Annotated in this window: 23 protein-coding genes and 1 pseudogene; 11 read left to right on the top strand and 13 right to left on the bottom strand. The window is 44.7% G+C overall.

Annotation, left to right across the window (positions count from 1 at the left end; all coding sequences use genetic code 11):
• Positions 1–2 precede the first annotated feature (2 nt).
• From gerAC to gerAA, 3 genes are read right to left on the bottom strand one after another with little or no spacing between them, the layout of a single operon-like run.
• Positions 3–1121, bottom strand: coding sequence for a spore germination receptor protein GerAC (gene gerAC, locus EFK13_RS16965; protein WP_129507624.1), 1119 nt, complete (start codon positions 1119–1121; stop codon positions 3–5).
• Entirely contained in the window at positions 1118–2215 is a 1098-nt protein-coding gene (gene gerAB / locus EFK13_RS16960) for a spore germination receptor protein GerAB (RefSeq protein ID WP_129507625.1), read from the bottom strand. The genes gerAC and gerAB overlap by 4 nt, the downstream gene beginning before the upstream one ends.
• Complete coding sequence (gene gerAA, locus EFK13_RS16955) at positions 2184–3629, bottom strand: spore germination receptor protein GerAA (protein WP_129507626.1); 1446 nt, start codon at positions 3627–3629, stop codon at positions 2184–2186. Before gerAA ends, gerAB begins: the two co-directional genes overlap by 32 nt.
• 117 nt (positions 3630–3746) lie before the next feature.
• Here gerAA and EFK13_RS16950 point away from each other — a divergent pair, with 117 nt between their 5' ends.
• Both EFK13_RS16950 and fumC read left to right on the top strand, forming a co-directional pair.
• Positions 3747–3932, top strand: coding sequence for a YvzF family protein (locus EFK13_RS16950; protein WP_003221676.1), 186 nt, complete (start codon positions 3747–3749; stop codon positions 3930–3932).
• Between the two features lie 66 nt (positions 3933–3998).
• Positions 3999–5387, top strand: a complete 1389-nt coding sequence (fumC, locus tag EFK13_RS16945) for a class II fumarate hydratase (RefSeq protein ID WP_129507627.1) — start codon at positions 3999–4001, stop codon at positions 5385–5387.
• A 40-nt stretch (positions 5388–5427) separates the two neighbouring features.
• Here fumC and EFK13_RS16940 read toward each other — a convergent pair whose 3' ends face one another.
• Complete coding sequence (locus EFK13_RS16940; protein ID WP_129507628.1) at positions 5428–6303, bottom strand: TetR/AcrR family transcriptional regulator; 876 nt, start codon at positions 6301–6303, stop codon at positions 5428–5430.
• 167 nt (positions 6304–6470) lie between these two features.
• On the opposite strand from EFK13_RS16940, the gene spxO reads away from it, so the two are divergent.
• The gene (gene spxO, locus EFK13_RS16935; RefSeq protein WP_003221681.1) at positions 6471–6635 is read left to right on the top strand and encodes an anti-adapter protein SpxO; all 165 of its coding nucleotides are present in this window, start codon (positions 6471–6473) and stop codon (positions 6633–6635) included.
• A gap of 27 nt (positions 6636–6662) precedes the next feature.
• On the opposite strand, the gene cssS is transcribed toward spxO, so the two are convergent.
• A complete protein-coding gene (cssS, locus tag EFK13_RS16930) occupies positions 6663–8018 on the bottom strand; it encodes a two-component system sensor histidine kinase CssS (protein ID WP_129507629.1) in 1356 nt (451 codons plus the stop codon).
• Positions 8015–8692, bottom strand: a complete 678-nt coding sequence (gene cssR / locus EFK13_RS16925; RefSeq protein WP_129507630.1) for a two-component system response regulator CssR — start codon at positions 8690–8692, stop codon at positions 8015–8017. Before cssR ends, cssS begins: the two co-directional genes overlap by 4 nt.
• 276 nt (positions 8693–8968) lie before the next feature.
• On the opposite strand from cssR, the gene htrB reads away from it, so the two are divergent.
• Entirely contained in the window at positions 8969–10345 is a 1377-nt protein-coding gene (gene htrB, locus EFK13_RS16920) for a serine protease Do-like protein HtrB (protein WP_129507631.1), read from the top strand.
• A 42-nt stretch (positions 10346–10387) separates the two neighbouring features.
• On the opposite strand, the gene mrgA is transcribed toward htrB, so the two are convergent.
• Positions 10388–10849 carry a metalloregulation DNA-binding stress protein MgrA gene (mrgA, locus tag EFK13_RS16915; protein ID WP_129507632.1) on the bottom strand — a complete coding sequence of 154 codons (462 nt, stop codon included), beginning with the start codon at positions 10847–10849 and terminating at the stop codon, positions 10388–10390.
• A 77-nt stretch (positions 10850–10926) separates the two neighbouring features.
• Positions 10927–11781: an oxidoreductase gene (locus EFK13_RS16910; RefSeq protein WP_129507797.1), complete on the bottom strand. Its 855-nt coding sequence runs from the start codon at positions 11779–11781 to the stop codon at positions 10927–10929.
• 133 nt (positions 11782–11914) lie between these two features.
• Here EFK13_RS16910 and EFK13_RS16905 point away from each other — a divergent pair, with 133 nt between their 5' ends.
• From EFK13_RS16905 to EFK13_RS16890, 4 genes and pseudogenes are all read left to right on the top strand, one after another.
• Positions 11915–13723, top strand: a complete 1809-nt coding sequence (locus EFK13_RS16905; protein WP_129507633.1) for a M3 family oligoendopeptidase — start codon at positions 11915–11917, stop codon at positions 13721–13723.
• Between the two features lie 256 nt (positions 13724–13979).
• Positions 13980–14417 (top strand): YusW family protein, encoded by a 438-nt coding sequence (locus EFK13_RS16900; protein WP_129507634.1) that lies wholly within the window; start codon positions 13980–13982, stop codon positions 14415–14417.
• A 217-nt stretch (positions 14418–14634) separates the two neighbouring features.
• Entirely contained in the window at positions 14635–15462 is an 828-nt protein-coding gene (locus EFK13_RS16895; RefSeq protein ID WP_075749192.1) for an ABC transporter ATP-binding protein, read from the top strand.
• 27 nt (positions 15463–15489) lie between these two features.
• Positions 15490–15779, top strand: a pseudogene (locus EFK13_RS16890) (YusU family protein).
• Positions 15780–15799: 20 nt separating this feature from the next.
• Here EFK13_RS16890 and EFK13_RS16885 read toward each other — a convergent pair.
• The gene (locus EFK13_RS16885; protein ID WP_129507635.1) at positions 15800–16687 is read right to left on the bottom strand and encodes a LysR family transcriptional regulator; all 888 of its coding nucleotides are present in this window, start codon (positions 16685–16687) and stop codon (positions 15800–15802) included.
• 132 nt (positions 16688–16819) lie between these two features.
• Here EFK13_RS16885 and EFK13_RS16880 point away from each other — a divergent pair, with 132 nt between their 5' ends.
• Both EFK13_RS16880 and EFK13_RS16875 read left to right on the top strand, forming a co-directional pair.
• Positions 16820–17560 carry an SDR family NAD(P)-dependent oxidoreductase gene (locus EFK13_RS16880; RefSeq protein WP_129507636.1) on the top strand — a complete coding sequence of 247 codons (741 nt, stop codon included), beginning with the start codon at positions 16820–16822 and terminating at the stop codon, positions 17558–17560.
• A 19-nt stretch (positions 17561–17579) separates the two neighbouring features.
• A complete protein-coding gene (locus tag EFK13_RS16875; protein WP_129507637.1) occupies positions 17580–17963 on the top strand; it encodes a tautomerase family protein in 384 nt (127 codons plus the stop codon).
• Positions 17964–17999: 36 nt separating this feature from the next.
• Here the strand turns inward: EFK13_RS16875 and mdtP are convergent, their stop codons facing one another.
• From mdtP to EFK13_RS16855, 4 genes are all read right to left on the bottom strand, one after another.
• The gene (gene mdtP / locus EFK13_RS16870; protein WP_240034942.1) at positions 18000–19655 is read right to left on the bottom strand and encodes a multidrug efflux MFS transporter MdtP; all 1656 of its coding nucleotides are present in this window, start codon (positions 19653–19655) and stop codon (positions 18000–18002) included.
• A complete protein-coding gene (mdtR, locus tag EFK13_RS16865; protein WP_064816386.1) occupies positions 19621–20091 on the bottom strand; it encodes a MarR family transcriptional regulator MdtR in 471 nt (156 codons plus the stop codon). Before mdtR ends, mdtP begins: the two co-directional genes overlap by 35 nt.
• 158 nt (positions 20092–20249) lie before the next feature.
• Positions 20250–20582 (bottom strand): spore coat protein, encoded by a 333-nt coding sequence (locus EFK13_RS16860; protein WP_064816387.1) that lies wholly within the window; start codon positions 20580–20582, stop codon positions 20250–20252.
• Between the two features lie 12 nt (positions 20583–20594).
• Entirely contained in the window at positions 20595–20840 is a 246-nt protein-coding gene (locus EFK13_RS16855; RefSeq protein WP_003228567.1) for a hypothetical protein, read from the bottom strand.
• 94 nt (positions 20841–20934) lie between these two features.
• Between EFK13_RS16855 and EFK13_RS16850 the strand changes: the two genes are divergently transcribed.
• Entirely contained in the window at positions 20935–21843 is a 909-nt protein-coding gene (locus EFK13_RS16850) for a proline dehydrogenase family protein (protein ID WP_129507638.1), read from the top strand.
• The last annotated feature ends 19 nt before the right edge of the window (positions 21844–21862 follow it).

Below are 21862 nucleotides of genomic sequence, written 5' to 3'. Positions count from 1 at the left end.
GGCTATTTGGACGCGCCTTTCGTCCCGAAGTCTCTGATCACCACATTGATGCGATAGTCTATTTCCGACGTGCTGAAGTAATCATCATCCCATTTTCTTGCGATTTTTTCCCACTTTTGAGGATAATGAATTCTGACTTCGTTTCCCAGTCCGGTTACATCTGCTTTGATATCTTTCTGTAGCTTGCCGATAAACGCGCTCACTGTTTCATGCAATCGTTTTTCGACGGCTTTTTCGATCCCTTTTATATAGGAATCCTTAAAGGAATCTTCATTAGGGTCCCAGTCCTCGGATAATCGCCCTTCAATATTTCGTGTTACGGTGAATTTGAACTTGCCGTCCTTATAGTCTGTTTTGATCTTGCGGCTGCTGGAGTACACTTCATAAGAAAAAGGATTGCCGTTATGCCTCATATCAACGACACCGCCTTCGACTGTGCCTGTGAATAAATTGATATTTTGAACATCGCCCGGCGTTAAATCCCGGAGCCATAATTTATTTTTTATGATAGAAGCCCCGTTTATCGCGAGTTTGCCGTTTTCCTCACCGACATGCGGGATGATGAACGAATCATCAGAGGTTAAATGCTCCGATATCTCCCCTAATGTAACAGGCTCCATCATTCTGATTGTAACCTTATTATTCTCTGTCAAATCATAAATCACATTGGATGCGGGCTCGCCTTGATCATTCATCTTAAAGATATCCTTAGTCCGGCTATCGGTTACAAAGACATACGAACTCCTCCTTGTCCCGTTGTCTCTGACAAACTGGTTAATGATCGCGTCCATTCCAATCTGATCCGCGATCACGCTCTTGGAAAGCAGAATGACACGCAAATGCTGAGAAAACGTAGGGTTATGCTTTAATGCCGATGTTCTTATCATTTGATGGACAGTCTCACCCTTTGTAATAGAAAGCTGAGTCGGATCAGATGAAGAGCCTTCCTTGGAGCTGATTTTTTTCGGCACGAGAATCTGCTGTGTCAGTTCTAAATTTTTATCATCAGGCTTGTCTAAGCCAACGCCGATGATCAGGCTTAATTCCTCGATATTCCGGCTGTCCCAGCATCCGGACAGCAATAGGGTGCATATGAACATACTTAAAATCCGGACTTTCATTTTGATGTAATCCTCCTTTTGAGAGCTACAATGAAAAAGAGAATAAAGGGAAGCAGAAACAGGCCGATGAAAATATAACCGAGATAATCGCTGTACATCATGACCTTATTGGAATCATCAGGCCACAGAGAAAAAAAATAGGTTGCCGCTCCAATGAGAATCAGGCTTTTCTTTGATGATAACCCAAACGTTTTCTTCAGCCCATTGGCGGCGAAATATCCATAAACGACGAATGTTGTGAAAAACTGGATAATCCAAACGATCAGTAAAAAGGATTCAAACCGTTCAATGAATATGCCTTTCAGTTCAAAGGACTGAAAGAGAGAAATGGTCGGCCATATCAGTGTTTTGACCTCAGGAGCAGTCAGGGCGCCGACCACGATGATGTACGTCAGGATGTATAAAAGAATCGGAATCAGAAACCCGAAAGACGCGTATCTGAATGTTTTTTTCTTTTTCTTTATATGCTCTGGCAGAAACAGCATAATCTCTACACCCAAAAAAGAGATAGAAACAACCGTAAGCGAGTTCGCGATAGGTCCGAGACCTTCACCTAAAACGGGGCGCAAATTATCAAGGTCAAAAATCATAAAGCTGATACCGAATAAAATCAGCAAAATAATGGTCGTAATGACCAGATAAAAAGGAAAGAGACGAGATACATCATTTAAACCGCCAACGATTAAATAGATGCCGCAGCCGATAAACGCTATAATAATCACCTGAATCGGCGTTCTCTCCAGCAGAAAAAATTTCACCATTTCAGCCATGGCCCGGGTCTCAAAGCTGGCCACCCCGATAAAATAGCAGCAGACCAAAAGGCCGATGATGCTGCCGATCCATTTTCCGAGCCCTTCCTGCAAGTACTCAAACAGAGAGGGGTATTGGTGTTTTTTCTGAATGAGCGTGTTTAAATAGATGAAAAAGATAAAAATGACACCTTCTAATATCAGCGTGATCCAGCCGTCAGGAGTATTAGCCTTAGAGGTCAGTGCCCTCGGCAATGTTAACAGACCGGCGCCCAGCATCGTATTCGCAATAATAGAAATCCCCTGGAAGGTATTAAGTTTGATTTGAGTCTGTTTTTGGCTCATTTGGATTATTCGCCTCTTTTGGTTTGTTTTTAATCGGGAGACGGATAATGGAATCATCCGTATTTTTCAGGCTGAAAAATCCGTTTGGCGAAAAATACGGAGATCCAAAGCTCGTTTGTCTCGTTAGGTGCGTATAAATCACAAGCATAAATAAGATTATCCCGTACAGCCCGAGGATAGCGGCGGAAAACATCGAAATAAAACGCAGCACCCGGAAAGACAGCCCCATTCCATATTGGGGAACGGTAAAGGATGAAAGGGCGATGACGCTGACAACGATGACCATAATCGAACTGACGAGATTCGCTTCTACAGCCGCCTGTCCGATGACAACGCCTCCAACGAGGCCGATTGTCTGGCCGAGCGGATTGGGCAGGCGCAGACCGGCTTCCCTCAACAGCTCGATCGTTACTTCCATCAACAGGGCTTCAAATATCGGCGGAAACGGCACATTTTCCCTGTTTGCCGAAATCGTGACGGCGAGCGCGGTCGGCAGCAGCCCTTGATGAAAGGAAACGAGTGCGATATAAATCGATGACAAAAACAAGGTGATGAAGATAGAAGCGAACCGCAGAGACCGGATAAGAGATGCAGAAATCCAGCGTTCATAGTAGTCATCCGGGGACTGCATCAGGACACCGAGAGAAACCGGGACCAGCAGCACAAATGGTGAACTGTCGACCAATATAGCCACCCGGCCGTTAAACAGGGCCGACGATACCTTGTCGGGCCTTTCCGTATTTTGAATCTGCGGAAACGGCGAATATTTATTATCTTCAATGAGCTCCTCAAGTGTTCCGCTGTCTTGAATATCCTCCAGTTGGATATTTTTAAGCCGCGCTTTTACATCTTTTATGACGGAGTTTTTTGCTTTGCCTTCGATGTACATAATGGCCGCCGGCTTCAGTTTGTTTTTGCCGATCATGATTTTTTTGGTGATTAACTTCGGATGAGAGGTTCTTTGTCTGATTAGAGCGAGATTTGTATTGAGATCTTCGACGAACGCGACTTTTGGGCCGCGAACCACTTTTTCAGTTGTCGGCTCTGCCAGGCTTCTTGTTTTTTTCTGTCCTGTAGACAGAATATAAGCTTTGTCCAATCCGTTGATAAACACAGCACAATTGCCGCTGAGAATCGACTCGACCGTTTTTTCCGCGGTCTCAACGGGTCTTGCGTCAAGCTGGTCAAGGCGTTTTTTGACCTGGTCCAGCGTTAAGGTTTCCTCGTCTTTGATTAAGGTTTTAATGGATTCTGACACCTTTTTCTCGTCATTCAATTCACTAAAATAGAGATAGTAAAAAACCAGTCCGTTCGCCAGCATTTTTTTGTTTTTGACCAAATCATCATTTTCTTTTAGCTTAGGAAGAACCAATGCTAAATTATCATGTATATATTCCTTAAACGTGTGTTCCAAGGAAGTCACCTCTTATCCAAAACCTTAGTAGAGGTTATCTTTTCCTGTTAAAAAAATGATATACTGTGTTAGAGTATTTCATGATGTAAGTTTTTTTATGAAAGCGGAGGAGACAAAGTGGCACAGGTAAGGCTTGCTGGAAAACAAGAAGAAATAGAACAGCTCATCAGATCATTTGAGAAGCATTATGATGTTTCTTATACATCAAAAGAGTACGGCAGGACGAATCCAAAGTACAAATATTCAAAGGATTCCCGCGTATATCTTGAATTAAAATTAAAATCTGCGAAGATCGAAAAATAAAAAGGATTTTTTATTTCACTGGCGAATTATGATCTATTGAAGCAACCGTTATGGAGGGATACATAAATGGAATACAGAGTTGAACGAGACACCATGGGAGAAGTAAAAGTTCCTGCTGATAAATTTTGGGGCGCCCAAACACAGCGAAGCAAGGAGAACTTTAAGATCGGTTCTGAAAAAATGCCGATGCGTGTTGTGAAGGCGTTTGCAATATTAAAACGAAGCACGGCGCTCGCTAATAAACGCCTCGGTAATCTGGATGCGGAAAAAGCGGAAGCGATTGCAGCGGTTTGTGATGATGTGCTCAAAGGCAAATACGATGACAATTTCCCGCTTGTCGTGTGGCAGACCGGAAGCGGCACACAAAGCAATATGAACATGAACGAAGTGGTAGCCAATCGCGCGACTGCTTTATTAAAAGAAAAGAACTCTGATCAAACGATTCATCCAAATGATGACGTGAACCGAAGCCAAAGCTCAAACGACACATTCCCGACTGCGATGCACGTTGCCGCTGTTTTGGCTGTTTACGAGCAGCTAGTGCCTGCGCTTGACCAGCTTCGAAATACATTGGATGAAAAAGCGAAAGCATACAATGATATTGTCAAAATCGGACGCACGCATCTTCAGGATGCAACGCCTCTCACGCTCGGACAGGAAATCAGCGGTTGGGTTTACATGCTGGACCGTTCGAAGGAAATGATTTTGGAAGCGACAGATAAAATGCGTGCGCTTGCAATCGGCGGAACGGCTGTCGGAACAGGAATCAACGCTCACCCAGAGTTTGGAGAGCTTGTCTCAGAAGAGATCACAAAGCTGACCGGCCAAACGTTCAGCAGCTCACCGAATAAATTCCACGCGTTGACAAGCCATGACGAAATCACTTATGCGCACGGCGCATTAAAAGCGCTTGCGGCTGACTTAATGAAAATCGCGAACGATGTCAGATGGCTTGCAAGCGGACCTCGCTGCGGCATCGGAGAGATCGTCATTCCTGAAAATGAGCCGGGCAGCTCCATTATGCCTGGTAAAGTTAACCCGACACAAAGTGAAGCATTGACAATGATCGCAGCGCAAATCATGGGGAACGATGCGACAATCGGCTTTGCGGCGAGTCAGGGGAACTTTGAACTGAACGTGTTTAAGCCTGTTATCATTTATAACTTCCTGCAATCTGTGCAGCTGCTGAGCGACGGCATGAATTCATTCCATGATAAATGTGCTGTCGGTATTGAGCCTGACAAAGAAACGATTCAGGAAAACCTGTCAAATTCATTAATGCTTGTTACGGCGCTGAATCCACACATCGGATATGAAAACGCGGCGAAAATCGCCAAGCTCGCCCATAAAGAGGGATTGACGCTGAAAGAAGCTGCTTTGAAGCTTGAATTGCTGACAGAGGAGCAATTTAACGAAATGGTAAAACCAGAAGATATGGTAAAACCTAAGGCGTAATAGAAAGAAAAAAACGGCTGCTTTTTAAGCAGCCGTTCTTCTAAATATATTGCTGTTTCAATAGATATTTAAGCTGCTCGGCATCTTTGGCGAGAGCTTCAGACTCCGTCAGATTATGGATCATACCTTTAATGATCACAAGCTTCGGTGTTTTTTTCTTCATTTCTGCTTCAAGTATGTCCAAGCTCTCCGATAATTCAAGAGAGGAGTTTGTGTTTAAGCTGTTGATTTTGTCACGAAGGCTTTTCACAATCGATTCAGTCAGCGGGTCAGGCCTTCCGTGCGTAAGAGGCCCAAATAAAGAGCTTGCCTCTTCCAATGTGATGAAAGGCTTATCGTGCCGTTCGGACATGCCTTTTACCATATCATCAATTCTATTCATAATGATATCGGCTAATTGATCCGGCTTCACACTGTAACCGAGCAAAATCATGCATTCCAGGTAAATCTGGCTGATGCCCTCTATTAAGAAACAAAGCTCAGCAGTATACGGTTCCGCTGGTTTTCCGTAAATGTTCAGCAGGCTGTCGATATGAAATTGAAGTGAGGATTGGCGGATTTTTTTTGCGCATTGCTCCACTTCCTCTGTGTAAGGCAGAGAACCTTCCTTCATCTGCATGCTGATAAAATCCTTGTGTTCAAGGATGTTTTCATAGAGCACGGTCAGCTGTTTGCGGTAAGCCGTTCTGGGGCTGTCGCCCTTCGTTTTAATATTTAAAATTCGGGTAAACGTTTTATCATAATAGTAGTTCAGCATAGACAGAAGAAGCGCTTCTTTCGAAGGAAAATAAAGATAAAAAGCGCCTTTAGATATTTTGCATGCTTTTGCGATTTCCTGAACTGAAGTTGCGTTGTATCCTTTTTGGGCAAATAGTTTTAAGGCTGTTTCAATAATCAGCTTTTCTTTTTCCTTCAATGGTTCCACCCTTTCAGAGCCCGGAGGCCTCATTAGGATATGACCATATAGTCACACCTTCTGTTATAAAATTAACCTTATTGTAACTTGTTTTTTTATCATGTATTATTTATATTATAAATTGAGATGACCGAATGGTCAAAGCTCAAGCGAAAGGGTGAATCTAAATGAGAGAATTGGACGAAATGATCAGCCGCTTGCGAAACCGAGGAATCAAAGTGGAGAAAGTCAAATATCCGAAGCAGACCTTGTCAGAGAAAAAATGGGTTCATCAATGCAAACAGCCGCTCAAAACAAATTACAGAGATTTTAACGGTTATTCTTTCACATAAAAAATAGACTGCAAAAACATTTACAGTCTATTTTGGCACTGCTATGCGGTATGTTACACCCGTTTTGTCATTTTCAATTGAGATAGACGCCTTATGAAGAGTTAAAATTCGTTTTACGATGCTGAGACCAATGCCGAATTCGCCTTTCTTCCCTTTATTAAAAGGCTCATAGAGGCTGGAGAGCATCTCATCTTCAATATGCGGGCCGTCATTTTTAATGGTGATCACGATATTCCGATCATCTTGTTTCATGCTGATCTCTATTTTTGTGTCAGCATAGCGGATTTGATTTTCTAGAATGTTTTCGAGGAGTTTGTTCCATTGCTCCGGATCGCCAGGCATCAGAATGTCTTCTTCTACATCAATTTCCCACGATATTTCTTTCCGCGCCCACTTCAATCTTTCGATGACTTCTTCCGTCACTTCCGCGATACTGAACATATCGTACTGCACTTTTTGCTTCGCTAAATAATCCAGTTTCGTCAAATATAATAAATCCTTTATTTTTTTCTCCAGCTTAAGGGCTTCGCCTTCAATGACATCCACAGTGTTTTCAAGATCTCCTTTAGGAAAAATCCCGTCTTTAATTGATTGTGTATAGCCTCTGATGACCATGACCGGCGTTTTTAAATCGTGAGATATGTTTTGCAATAGGGTTCTTTCTGTTTCGTCCTTTTGCACAAGCTTTTGGCGCATCTCTTCAATGGTATGTCCCAATTTGCCGATCTCATCTTTCCGATCTACTTTCACTGGGTCATCCCAATCTTGTTCGGAAATCCGTTTGACGTGCTTTTCAAATGACACGAGAGGCCTTGATAAATACTTCGCAAGCCAAATGGCCGGAATCCAGCTTAATAAAATGACAACAGCTATAATAAACAGAAGCTGTTTGAATAGGGTATAGGCCAGGTCGTCCCGATAAGAATCAAGCGCGTAAGAGAGCATCATTGCTGATTGTCCATTGACGGAAAGCCCCTTTTTAATGACAAAAAACACTTTCTCTCCATTGACGTCGGCGCTGTACCGTTTCTTTTTGGCCTCCTGCTTATCGGCCAGCTTGTACACCTTATGGATAAACGAAGATGACAGAATGCTTAAATCCTTGTCTGAAGAAGCAGCTTCATTTTCAGGCAGGAGCACGTGCTGCACGGAGCGGACGGTTGTCGGCGCCGTGGCTTCTTCGCTGTAATAACGCCTTTCAATTGAACCCGGCAGACGGTACTCCGTCAGAACATGCTGCTCATTTTCAATCGTCGTATACGTTTCATTGGTAAAGAAATCGCGCAGCGTGTTTGAAAATAAGACAAGCAGTAAAAGGGATATTGCTAACAGGATGCCGGATATGACAACCCATATTTGAAACGAGAGCGGCTTGTTTTTCATGATGTCATCATCCTGTAGCCGAACCCGTAAATCGTCTCCACCTTCAATTCGGGCATCTTTTTGCGCAGTCTCCGGACGAGGTCATCAACAACCCTGTCTGTGCCGAAGTAGTCATGCCCCCATACTTTTACGAGAATGTCCTCACGGGAGTATGGATGTCCTTTATGATGGATAAATAAAAGCAGCAGATCAAATTCCTTCGACGTCAAATTGATGATCTTTCCGTTTTCATCATAGACCTCGCGGGCGTCTTCAGCGACCCGATATGAAGAGACGGCGATGTCATTTTTTTGTACAGGCGGAGCTTCCTTATAAACGAGCTGCAGCAGCTTTTGCACACGTATAATCAGCTCCCGCGGCAGAAACGGCTTTGAAATGTAGTCGTTGCTGCCAAGCTCTAAGCCAAGCACTCTGTCAATATCTGCATCTCGGGCGGAAATAAAAATGACCGGCACGTCAGGATCTTTCGCTTTGATTTCTTTTATTAATGTATAGCCGTCTGTATCCGGCAGCATGATATCGAGAATCCATAGGTGGGGAGACGGCGTCATTTTCTTTCTGGCGTCTTCACCTTTCGTAAAAGATGTAATGTTCCAGCCTTCATTCTCTAAATACTTCGTCAGCAGTTCATTCAGGTTATCCTCATCTTCAACTAGATAAATGGTGTATGACAAGGCTCTTCACATCCTTTCAACGTCATTATAAACTAGTTTTAACATACGGCAGGCAATTTTCATAATTTCACATATTCTTTTCATTTTTATCCCACAATGTTTGTTTATGATATGGATAAGGGAAGAAAGGAAGAAAAAGAGCGAGGAAGATGTAGGATGATGAAACATATTCTATTTTGGTGCTTTGCTTTTCTCCTCATTATTGGGACAATTGAACTTGTACATGCGATAAATATGTAACGATAAATGAAAAACCGTTAAAGGAGTGTAAGAACCATGGATTATCGACGTGATGACCAAAACGATCAGCATCAAACAGAATCTTCACATACAGAACAGCAGAATACAGAAAACCGGCAGCTGATTGAGCATTCTGAACAGAAATTGCTTGACGCGCCTGCTTCGTATGAAGCGGGACGGGAAGAAACGGCTTCCGCTTTAGAAATGGAAAAGAAAGAAACGGCTGTGAAAAAAGAAAAGAAACGGAGAGCCGCATGGCTGAGCCCGATTTTAGGCGGGATTATCGGCGGGGGCCTGATGCTCGGCATCGCGCCTTATTTGCCGTCAGACCAAAATCAGACAACCGAAACCGTTTCCGCCAATAAACAGGTGCAGTCTGATAACTTTACAACGACACCAATAACGAACGCTTCAAACGTCGCTGATATGGTGGAGGATTTAGAGCCGACGATTGTCGGCATCTCAAATATCCAAACCTCCCAAAATAACACATTCGGCACGGGAGGCGGCTCCAGCTCAGAAAGTGAAAGCGGAACCGGGTCTGGCGTCATTTTCAAAAAAGACGGCAATAAAGCGTATGTCATCACAAACAATCATGTCGTTGAAGGCGCGAATAAGCTGACTGTCACGTTATATAACGGAGAAACGGAGACTGCCAAGCTTGTCGGCAGCGATGCCATTACTGATTTGGCTGTTCTGGAGATCAGCAGCAAGAACATCAAAAAAGTGGCGAGCTTCGGTGACTCTTCACAGCTTCGTACGGGCGAAAAGGTCATTGCCATCGGAAATCCGCTCGGACAGCAGTTTTCCGGTACGGTGACACAAGGCATCATCAGCGGACTGAACCGGACAATTGATGTGGATACAACACAGGGTACGGTGGAAATGAACGTGCTGCAAACTGACGCTGCCATCAACCCGGGGAACAGCGGAGGCCCGTTAATCAATGCAAACGGCCAGGTCATCGGCATCAACAGTTTGAAGGTGAGCGAAAGCGGCGTGGAGTCACTTGGATTTGCGATTCCAAGCAATGATGTAGAGCCGATAGTTGACCAGCTGCTGGAAAACGGGAAAGTAGACCGTCCGTTTTTAGGCGTGCAAATGATTGACATGTCGCAAGTTCCTGAAACGTATCAGGAAAATACACTCGGCCTGTTTGGAGATCAATTGGGCAAAGGTGTTTATGTAAAAGAAGTTCAAGCAAATTCACCGGCGGCAAAAGCCGGTATCAAATCTGAGGATGTCATTGTCAAGCTAAGCGGCAAAGACGTGAAAAGCAGTGCGGATATCCGTCAGATCCTTTACAAAGACTTGAAAGTCGGAGATAAAACGACAATCCAAGTGCTGCGAAACGGAAAAACGAAAACGTTGAATGTAACACTGACCAAGCAGACAGAAAGCAGTTCAAGCTAAGCGGTAATCAAAAAGCTGAACCCGGAAAGGGTTCAGCTTTTTTTATCCTAAGTAAGCGGAAAGCATCCACACTTGTTTTTCAACTTCATCAATCAATCCGACAAACAAGTCCGCTGTTGCATTGTCTTGATTTTCTTCAGCCAGGCCGATCACGAATTTAGATTCGCTGCTGATTTGTTTGTAGTCATCTACCAATGCTTGTACCATTTCTGACGCTGATGTTTCGTTTCCGCCGTCTGTGATAGATGCATGCTCAGTGTATTCTTTCACTGTGGCAACAGGCTGCCCGCCGATCGCCAGCAGACGCTCAGCGATGGTATCGACTGTTTCAGCCGCATGGTCATAAAGCTCTTCAAATTTCTCATGCAATGTAAAGAAATGAGGGCCTTTCACATACCAATGGAAACGGTGGAGCTTAGAGTATAAAAGAAACCAGTTTGATAATTGTGTGTTCATTGAATTCTCAACTAATGTTTGGTTTGTTTTTGCGTTTTCAGTTTTCATAAGATAACGTCCTCCTTGTGATCTGTTAATTTAATTATATCACGTATTAATTAAAAATCAATACTAAATTATAATAATTATAATTTAGATGAACTGAATAGTTTTTTCTTCAGGATAGACTCCCACGCAGACCAAGGGAATAGCGAGCGGAATAACAGGGTGAGCTTGATGCCCTTTCCGATCGGGTAGCGTAATTTCTTTACGTGCTGTTTTGTTGCCAATTGATAAATGAGGTCGGCAACCTCTTGGGGATCTCCGCTTTCATCTGCGTTTTTTTCAACGTAGGCAAGGATCTTTTTATAGTATTGATGATAGGCTGAATCGTCAGCAGGCACCGACATAAAATTTGATAATGAAGTTGACCAGATTGACGTTTTGTATGAGCCCGGCTCGATCAAAGCGGTTTCGATACCGAACGGAAGCAGCTCGATACGAAGGCTTTCAGAAAAACCCTCTAATGCATGCTTGGAAGCCGCATATGGCGACAGCGCGGGGAATCCGGTCAGGCCGCTGATGCTGCTCACGTTTATAATCTTTGCGCCGCCATGCTTTCTTATGTAAGGCAGAACGGTTTTTGTCACATGGATTAACCCGAAGACATTCGTTTCAAATTGCTGTCTGAAATGTTCCATCGGCACATCCTCGACAAATCCTCCGTAAGCCGTACCTGCGTTGTTGACGAGAAGATCAATGGGAGCGTAAGCGCTAATCGCTTTTCCGAATAAGGCTATCGATTGTTCATCTGTGACGTCGAGAGCGGTAATGTGAATAGAATCAGACACATTGTGTGCTTCGGCCAATTCCCGCAGCTGTTCAGCTTTCTCAGGCTGTCTAGTTGTGGCAATCACGAAAAATGACTTGGCGAGCTTTACTGCGGCAAGCTGACCAAAGCCTTTTGAAGCTCCTGTTACGATCGCGATTTTTTTATTCATCATATACCTCCTATTTAACTGCTACAGCTATTGTACATTCATAAACGGAAAAAGACGCCTATAAAAGAAATTTTTATACAATAATTCAGAATTGTTCTATAATAAAACGAAAGAAGGAAAGGGGTTTTGTGTTATGGCGCTGCAAGGGGTAGAACAAAGGTGGGATCTGGATTCATTTTTTAAGGGCGGAAGCCAATCAGAAGAATTTAAGGGGTATATTGAGAAGCTGTCGCAAAGTCTGCGTGCATTTCAAGATATGACTGATGCGTTTCAGGTGCCAGAATCGCCCGAAGAGGCTGAAGGACTGACAGCATTGCTTGATTTATTCGAACAGGCTTCTGTCAAGCTTCAGCAGGCCGGCGCTTTTGTCGCTTGCCTTCAGGCCCAGAATATCCATGATCAAAAGGCTGTTGAGCATCAGTCACTCATGAATCGGCTTAACGCAGATTTTCAATCGTCCCTCATCACATTAGACCATAAGCTTGTGGCCATTCAACAAGACGTGTGGAATGAATTGTTAACAAAACCGGGATTACGCGATGTATCGTACATATTAAATGAAAGAAGACAACGGGTTGCTGAAAAGCTCAGCCCGGGTAAAGAAAAACTGATTGGAAACCTTGCGGTGGACGGATATCACGCTTGGAGCGATCTATACAATATGGTTGTCGGCAAAATGACGATCCCGTATGAGGAAAACGGTGTGAATAAGCAATTGTCTGTCGGCCAGGCTGAGAATGTGATGGACCATCAAGACCGCGCTGTCAGAAAAACAATATATGAACGTTTGCATCAAGCTTGGGAAAGCAAGCAGGATATGTTCAGCAGCACGCTCAATCATTTGGCGGGATTCCGGCTTGAAACCTATAAAGCGCGCGGCTGGGAGAATGTCCTGAAGGAGCCGCTGCAGATCAACAGGATGAAAAAAGAAACACTGGATACGATGTGGCAGGTTATCACTGAAAACAAGCAGCCGTTCGTTCAGTTTTTGAACCGGAAAGCGTCCATGCTCGGCCTTGAAAAGCTCAGCTGGTACGATGTTGAGGCACCGATCGGGTCTGACGGAAAGGTCTATTCATATGATGAAGCCGCAAATATCATCGTCAGCCAGTTTTCAACGTTTGGCAAAAAGCTGTCCTCTTTCACTGAAAAAGCGTTTCGGGACCGCTGGATTGAAGCGGAAGACAGGAGCGGAAAAAGAGTCGGCGGCTTTTGCACGAGCTTTCCTGACAGCGGAGAATCGCGGATTTTTATGACGTTTTCTGGAAGCGCCTCAAATGTTTCAACACTTGCACATGAGCTCGGACACGCGTTCCATCAGGAAGCGATGCTAAACGTCAGGCCGTTAAACAGGTCCTACGCCATGAACGTTGCGGAAACGGCTTCAACGTTTGCTGAGATGATTGTGGCGGACGCGACTGTCCAGCAGGCGGAGACGAAGGAAGAAAAGCTTGTCCTTCTGGAGGATAAAGTGCAAAGAAGCGTTGCATTCTTCATGAATATTCATGCAAGATTCCTATTCGAAACGAGATTTTATGAAGAACGAAAGCGTGGAGCGGTTCCGGCCGACCGTTTGAATGAGCTGATGGAAGAGGCGCAAAAAGAGGCATATTGCAATGCGTTAGGAGAGTATCATCCGCTCTTTTGGGCGTCAAAGCTTCACTTTCACATCACGAGGGTGCCGTTTTACAATTTCCCTTATACGTTCGGCTATCTGTTTTCTCTCGGCATTTACGCTATGGCGCTTGAAGAAAAAAACGCGTTCGAAGAGAAGTATATCGCGCTTTTGCGAGATACAGCTTCTATGACTGTGGAAGACTTGGCGATGAAGCATTTGGGCGCTGATATTACGAAACGCGATTTCTGGGAGAATGCCATCAAGCTGGCCGTTCGTGACGCGGAAGCCTTTTTGCAAATGACAGAATCTTCACATCGTGATTGAAAAAACCTTGAAGTCGCATCGGAGCAGGCTTTCACAGGATGTGATGACGGCGGCGTTTAGGCCAGGACGTCTGGAATTTAACCGCCGTTCCATTCTTTATTAAGCACCGACGCGCAGCCTTACAACGAATGCGAGGGGTTGTCGACACGGTGAAGCCGTGGCGTTATACGTCTCGGCTTTTTCAATTCTTCTCTGAATGAGGATTTCATTCTCTGGATATACCTAAAACAAATGGAATCCTACAGGGGGGAAACATATGCATTTGATCAGAGCAGCCGGGGCTGTTTGTCTCGCAGTGGTTCTGATTGCGGGCTGCCGTCTCAATGAGGAACAGCAGCAGGCAGAAGGAGAAAATACAGCCGTCACTCAACTGAAGTCCGTTCCTTACAGCAATTTCTCGCTTCGCGTGAGCTACGGAGATGGTGAGCATAATCGGTATGAAGGAATCTATACAAAAAATGGGACTCAGGAAACAGCGGAAATACAGGATAAACTCTCCGGCGTCAATCAGGAGGGAGAAGAAGCATTAGATGAAATGAAAATGATCCTGGGCGAGCTTTCCGTGACAGACCAAATGGCTGAAACAGAAGTGATACACAGTGTGCTGGCAGCATTTAATCTGGACAGCCATTATGATCATATCGACTTAAAGCTGAAGCTGAAGAACGGCTCAGTAAGAGAAATAAAGAAATAACCATGTGATAAAAAACCCATATACGTCAATTATGTCCAAGAAACTAATTGAAAATGATTTTCAAAGTCAATGTTTTCTGCTACAATGAGGGATATATGACCATATCAAATGGCTGAATATCGAATCACTTGCATTGATGACAATTGACTTAAAACGCATGTAGATAGAAAACGTGCAATACATAGTGCTGCTAAAAAGCCAGCAAAAAGGAGCGGTTATGGGTATGAGTGCAATTTCTACAGAAACGCTGAGCTTAGGATACGGGGATGCCGTTATTATTGATGAGTTGAATTTAACAATTCCCAAAGGTGAAATTACCGTATTTATTGGCAGCAACGGCTGCGGAAAATCGACACTTTTACGTTCATTAGCTCGCCTGATGAAGCCAAGAGGCGGTTCAGTGCTGCTGGAAGGAAGAGCGATTGCCAAGCTTCCGACAAAGGAAGTCGCAAAAGAGCTCGCTATCCTGCCGCAGGGGCCTTCGGCTCCAGAGGGGCTGACGGTGCATCAGCTGGTGAAGCAAGGAAGATATCCTTACCAAAACTGGCTGAAGCAGTGGTCAAAAGAGGATGAGGCAGCAGTTGAAAGAGCGCTAAAAGCAACAAAGCTTGAGGACATGGCTGACCGCGCCGTCGATTCTTTGTCAGGCGGACAGCGCCAGCGGGCTTGGATCGCGATGACGCTTGCGCAGGAAACGGATATTATCCTTTTGGATGAGCCGACAACCTATTTAGACATGACGCACCAAATAGAAATTCTTGATTTGCTGTTTGAATTGAATGAAAAGGAAGAACGGACGATTGTCATGGTTCTCCATGATTTAAACTTGGCGTGCCGCTATGCGCATCATCTTGTGGCCATAAAAGATAAACGTATTTATGCTGAAGGCCGTCCGGAAGAGGTCATTACTTGTGATCTTGTGCAAAATGTGTTTTCTATGAACTGTCAGGTCACACAGGACCCGCTGTTTGGAACGCCTCTTTGCATCCCTCATGGCAAGGGCAGATGCATTGTCCAGGAAGCGGCTTTCACATCACATGGATAAATAACGCCAGCGAAAGGAGCTTTCACCCTGAGAAAGCTCCTTGCTGTTTTTTTTCGAAAGGAAGATGGAAAATGGAACAAAAACTTCAGGAGCAGCTGGATGGATTGCTGGAGAAATATACTGAGCTTCTGCTTGGTGAATCAAACAATGAGCTAAAAGAAGAAGTGAAGCAATGGATTTTGTACACGCATATAGCCAAAAGCATGCCGCCGCTCGCCAAGCATTGGAATGCGACATATCCTGACGCGAAGCAGGGCATTAAAGATATCATTCAGCATATTAAGGAATTAAATGAAGCGCATCGAAACAAACAATAGCTAAAAAAGCAGCCTGCCAATCACAGCAGACTGCTTTTTTGTGATGCCGCCTTTTTATCTGGCGCAAATGAATCCATAAAGGTCCGCAGCGCGCTGCTGATAAACGAGTCTTTTCGGACAATAAATTCTGTTTTCATCTGTCTGAGGGCTTCAGGCAGCGGGTACAATCGAATCGACCCTTCAGCCTCGTGTTTCTGCACAACCGTTCTCGGCAGCAAAGAAATGCCAAGACCTGCTGTAACTCCGCCGATAATCGCTTCAAGGGTGCCAAATTCCATAATGACCGGCTGTGTGACGCCGACAGAGCGCAGCCATTTTTCAAGCGTCTCACGATACGAACAGCCTGTGCTGTAAACGAGAATCGGCTTTGTGATGGCTTCCTCTGCACCGGACACGGAAGCGGCCGAAACAACTACGGGTTCTTCCTCAAATGCAGGATAGGATTCGAGCTCGGGATGATTGCATTCGCATCCGATAAAGGCGCCATCCAATTCATAACGAAGAACTTTATCAAGGAGAAATTGTGTATGTCCTGTTGTTAAAGACAGCTGGACGTTTGGATGCTCTTCATAATAAGCAGCCAGAAGCTTTGGAAGCCTTACCGCGGCGGTTGTCTGAGTGGAGCCGATCATAAGCGGACCGCTTGGTTCGACGGAGGATGAGAGCGCTTTAGACGCCTCATCTAAAAGGCCGATAATTTTATTGGCGTATTCCAGCAGCAGCTTTCCGCTTGCAGAAAGTGTCATACCCCGGTTATGGCGCAAAAACAACATGGTGCCCAGCTCAGCTTCTAATTGCTGAATTCTGGCCGTGACATTCGATTGAACATAGCCTAGCTGCTGAGCTGCTTTTGTAATTGAGCCTTCGCGGGCTACCATTTGAAACACACGTAAATCTCCGCTTTCCACTTTGAATTCCTCCGTTCATTTGCTATCAATCTGAGTGATAGCAAGTATCTTTAACAATCATTATACGTAACACCAAACCTGGATTACAATGGAATCAGCAAGAAATTTCATAAACAGCAAGGAGTGGCGGCAATGAATGTCATGAACAAAATAGCTCTTGTAACGGGGGGCGGCACAGGAATCGGAAGAGCAGCCAGCATGGAATTGGCAAAACGCGGAGCGATTGTTGCGGTGAATTATTCACGCTCGCAATCCGAAGCGGAGGAAACAGTGGAAATGATTAAAAAAGATGGCGGGCAAGCTTTCGCCATCCAAGCGGATGTATCAAAAAACAGCGAAGTGCAGTTCATGGTTCAATCGATTGTGAAAACATACGGCACCATTGATGTTTTAATCAACAACGCCAGCATTACGCGGCATATTCCAATGGATGATCTCGAAGCCGCGACTGAAGACATCTGGGATGAGCTGTACGCTGTCAATGTGAAAGGGATGTTTTTCTGCGCGCGGGCAGTGGTTCCTTTCATGAAAAAAGGCAAGGCTGGAGCGATTGTAAATGTCGGCAGCATCGCAGGGGTAACCGGAGCGGGCTCATCTATGCCTTACGCAGTGTCTAAATCGGCGGTGCACGGTTTAACGAAATCTTTGGCTCACGCCTTAGCTCCTGAAATCAGAGTGAGCGGTGTAGCACCGGGAGCTGTCGCAACGAGATGGTGGGCTGGCCGTGAGGAAAAAATGAAAAGCATGATCGGCACTTTGCCGCTGCAGCGTATTGCTGCACCGGAAGATGTCGCCCAATTGATCTGTTCGCTTGTTGAACAGGAATCACTCACAGGCCAAATCATCACAATTGACAGCGGGCAGACGCTGTAAGGAGAGGAGGAGATCAGGGATGCCATTTGTACAAATTCATTTGCGGTCGGGGAGAAGCGAAGCTTGGCTTCAAAAACTAAGCAGGACCATTCACCAATCGATGACTGAAGAAATTAATGTGCCGGAAGATGACTATTTTCAAGTCATTAGGCAATATGAAAACAGCGAATTTTTTTATGATCCGTCTTATCTGCACGTCGAGCGTACGGATGAACTGATATACATTCATTTTACGTTGAAACAGTCAAGAACAACTGAGCAGAAAAAAGCGCTTTACCGCTCTATCGCAAGCGGGATTCATTCCGAGCTTGGTGTCAGGAAAGAAGATGTGTTTATCATGCTGGCCGGAAATCAGGATGAGGATTGGTCCTTCGGAAATGGAAAGGCCCAGATGATCGAATAAAAAAACCCCGCGGATTGGGACCCGCGGGGTGCTCTATTAATGGGAAGGTGATTCAACGGCTTGTGCCGCTTTCTTCTTTACTTGTTCTCCCGTGTTCTTATTCGATAGTTTGATAGGTTTTAAGAACAAGGTAAATACGGCTCCGACTGCGATAAAGATAAGGCCTGCATAAAACACGCTGTGGAGTGAATCCATTAACGATGTTTTTAAAATCGGCACAACATGAGACGAGAAGGCCGCAGGAATTTGTTTCATTGCTTCCGGGCTGAACAGTGATTGCAGAAGGCCTTGCGGATTTGTGTCAATCATACCCTTTAGCTGTCCGGCAAACGAGCTTGCCTGGGCCGGAAGTGAGTCTAAGTACGGCACCAGTTTATCAGTTAATAGACTTCCTGATCTCGCATTCATTACGGCTCCAAGCATAGTGATACCGAATGTCCCTCCGATAGAACGGAAGAATTGGCTGGATGAGGTGACAACCCCAAGCTCCTCCTTCGAAAAGCTTTCCTGTAAAGCGAGTGTCAGAATCGGCATTACCAGACCCATTCCCAAACCAATAATCGCCATATAAGATGTAGCGACAAGCTTGCTCGTATCAAGATCCAATGTCGTTAACAGCAAGAATCCTCCGGCCATAATCAGCATGCCTGTAATGATTTGCGGTTTAATGCCGATTTTGTAAACAAGCTGGCCTCCGATAATACTTGTAATGATCATAGAGATCATCATCGGTGTCATAATCGTGCCTGATTCAGACGCGCTTACACCGACAATTCCCTGCATAAAGAAAGGAACAAACGTAATGGCGCCAAACATGCCGATGCTCATAAAGAAGCCGATCAGGTTTAAAAATGTAAACGTTCTGTTTTTAAATAGATACATTGGCAAGATTGGCTCTTTTGCTTTTGATTCTACGATAATAAAGCTGACAATGCCGATCAGCGCGAGTGCGAACAAGCCAAGGATCTGCCATGAACCCCACGCATAATCTTTCCCGCCAAAGCTTAAGGCGAGAAGGAGGCTGACAACCCCGACAATCATCGTGAAAATACCAGCGATATCGAAGTTGATCGGACCAGTCTGCTGGCGGCCCTGCAATCCTCTGGCAATAAAAATAACGGCAATAATTCCGACTGGAAGGTTAATGTAGAAAACCCATTTCCAGTTTAAAGAGTCTACAATCCAGCCGCCGATTTGCGGCCCAATCACTGAAGCCAGCCCATAAATCGCGCCAAAGACCCCTTGAAATTTAGCACGCTGTTTTCCTGTGAACAAGTCACCGATGACAATCATCGCCATCGGCATCATAATGCCTCCGCCGATTCCCTGAAGCCCTCGGAAGATAATTAATTCTGTCATATTGTTGGCCATCCCGCACAAAGCAGAAGCGGCCATAAAAATAATTAAACCTGATACATAGACAATGCGGCGTCCCAATAAATCGGCCAGTTTACCGGCAATTGGAACAATGGTTGTGGATGTTAACAAATAAGCAGTCGTCAGCCAGGTCATCATGCTCAAACCGCCGAGATCACCGACAATTTTCGGCATAGCCGTTCCGACAATGGTACCGTCAAGGGCTGAAAAAAACATGGCAATAATTAAGCCTGTTATTAATAGCGTTCGTTTTGATTGTTGTTTGTCTTCATTACTCATTTCATTCGTTTCCTCTTTTCCTGTTTTGCTTTTCATCAGTTTCCGCTGCAGCCTGTGCGAGCTTTTCTGTAATATGAGCCGCCTGAAGCATTTCCTCCTCCGTCAAGAAGGAAAGGTATCGCGCCATAATAGCTTTTCTGCCTGCCAAAACCTCCTCGAACTTTCTGTCTCCTTCATCAGTAAGACTGATATCAATCACTCGCCTGTCTTTGGTGTTGTGCGTTCTGGCGATGAGATTTTTTTGCTCAAGTCGATCTGCCATTAACGTCACCGCGCTTGGCTTAACCTCCATACGCTCGGCAATTTCAGAAATTTTGAGGCTGCCGTGTTTTTTTAGGCTGGCCAGCACAAACAGCTGCGCCGGGGTGATACCTTGTTTCTCCATGCTTTCAAGCATTTCAGGCTGTATCTTTTGAAAGAGCGCCTGAAGCGATAATTGAATATCGGACATTAACCGATCCGCACTCTTCATGTTCATGTCTCCTCTGTTACATATAATGTGTTTATATTTAGATGATAAAATAGTTAATGCCTATTAAATATAAATAAGCATTAATAAAAAGTCAACTGATTTCACACAAAAAAAAGGATAGACGCCCCGAAGAACATCGTATCCTTTTGCTGCTGTTTTTATTGCTGATAAGGAGACTGCTGCTGAATGGTCTGCTGGAATTTTTGATAGGACTTCTGCAGCTTTTGGGCATCCTCCGCTTCAACAGAATACCATCCATATTGGAACATAAGGTCATACAGTTTTCTTTGCGCTTTTTGTGACTCATCAAAAATGGATTGAATATCCTGATAAAGAGACTCGTGGCTGAATTCGTGCAAGGCTGTGCAATAAGCTGTTGTCATGTATTTTTCCGTTGTCAGCAGTTCATTGACGAAATCTCTGTCATTCATCTCCGAAGTTGTCGGTACAGGTGTCTGCGGGTTGCTGATTTTCTGATTTTGCTGATTCATTCTGGCGCCTCCTTATTGGATGTAGCCGGACTGCTGCTGGCCTGGCTGCAGGTGCTTTAGTATTCTTTGATAATGATCATGATGCATGTGTCCGACGCGGTCGAGTTCTTGCTTTAACGTTTGATCCTGGCATTGCTGCGCCATGAAATGCGCTTTTTTCATCGCAAGCAAATTCCAGTTCAGCATGTCATTGAGATACAAATGATCCTTTGTCGAAATAACGGAAGGCGGCATTTGAGATTGCTGCTGATTGTCCATTGTGATCCTCCTTTGATTTCTGTTCATTTTATAGTTTCCTTCAGACTGGGAGTTATATACAGGTGTTTTGAAGATGACGGCAGGAGGGAGTCGGATGTTGAGACATGTGTTTTTATTCTTATCTCAAAATAAAACACTTACCAAGTTCGCAAAAGCATACGGAACGCGGCTTGGAGCACGAAGGTTTGTCGCAGGGGATACAATTGAATCGGCGGTTAAGACCGTCAAAAGGCTAAACAGATCCGGTTTGTGCGCGACAATTGATTATTTAGGCGAGTATGCAGCTTCGGAAAAAGAAGCACATCAAGTCGCAGAGGAATGCAAAAAAGCGATTCGAGCCATTGCCGAACATCAATTGGACTCAGAGCTTTCATTAAAGCTGACCTCAATCGGGCTTGATCTTTCAGAAAAACTTTGCCTTTCTCATTTGCGTGCGATTCTATCTGCTGCGAAGCAATATGGGGTTGCTGTGACCATTGATATGGAAGACTATTCTCATTATGAACAGACACTCTCTATTTACAGGCAATGCAAACAGGAGTTTGAAATGCTCGGCACGGTCATTCAAGCGTATTTGTACCGGGCGGCAGAAGACATCAGAAACATGTGTGACATAAAGCCGAATCTCAGACTTGTGAAAGGCGCTTATAAAGAATCTGCGTCTGTAGCATTTCCGGACAAAAAAGGAACAGACCTTCATTTTCAAAGCTTGATCAAGCTGCAGCTGTTAAGCGGAAACTATACGGCTGTGGCCACACATGACGATGATATCATTGCGTTTACGAAACAGCTCGTTGCTGAGCAACATATCCCAGCATCACAATTTGAGTTTCAAATGTTATACGGCATCAGGCCGGAGCGGCAGAAGGAACTTGCCAAGGAAGGGTACAGAATGCGTGTGTATGTCCCTTATGGAACAGACTGGTTCAGCTACTTTATGAGAAGAATTGCCGAACGGCCCGCCAATGCAGCGTTTGTCTTAAAAGGAATCTTGAAAAAGTGAAAGCAGCCGCGGGAAGCAG

Source organism: Bacillus cabrialesii, from assembly GCF_004124315.2.
In the GTDB taxonomy this organism is placed as follows: Bacteria; Bacillota; Bacilli; order Bacillales; family Bacillaceae; genus Bacillus; species Bacillus cabrialesii.
The sequence above is the reverse complement of the archived record's forward strand: the minus strand, read 5'-3'. Positions and strand labels throughout refer to the sequence as shown.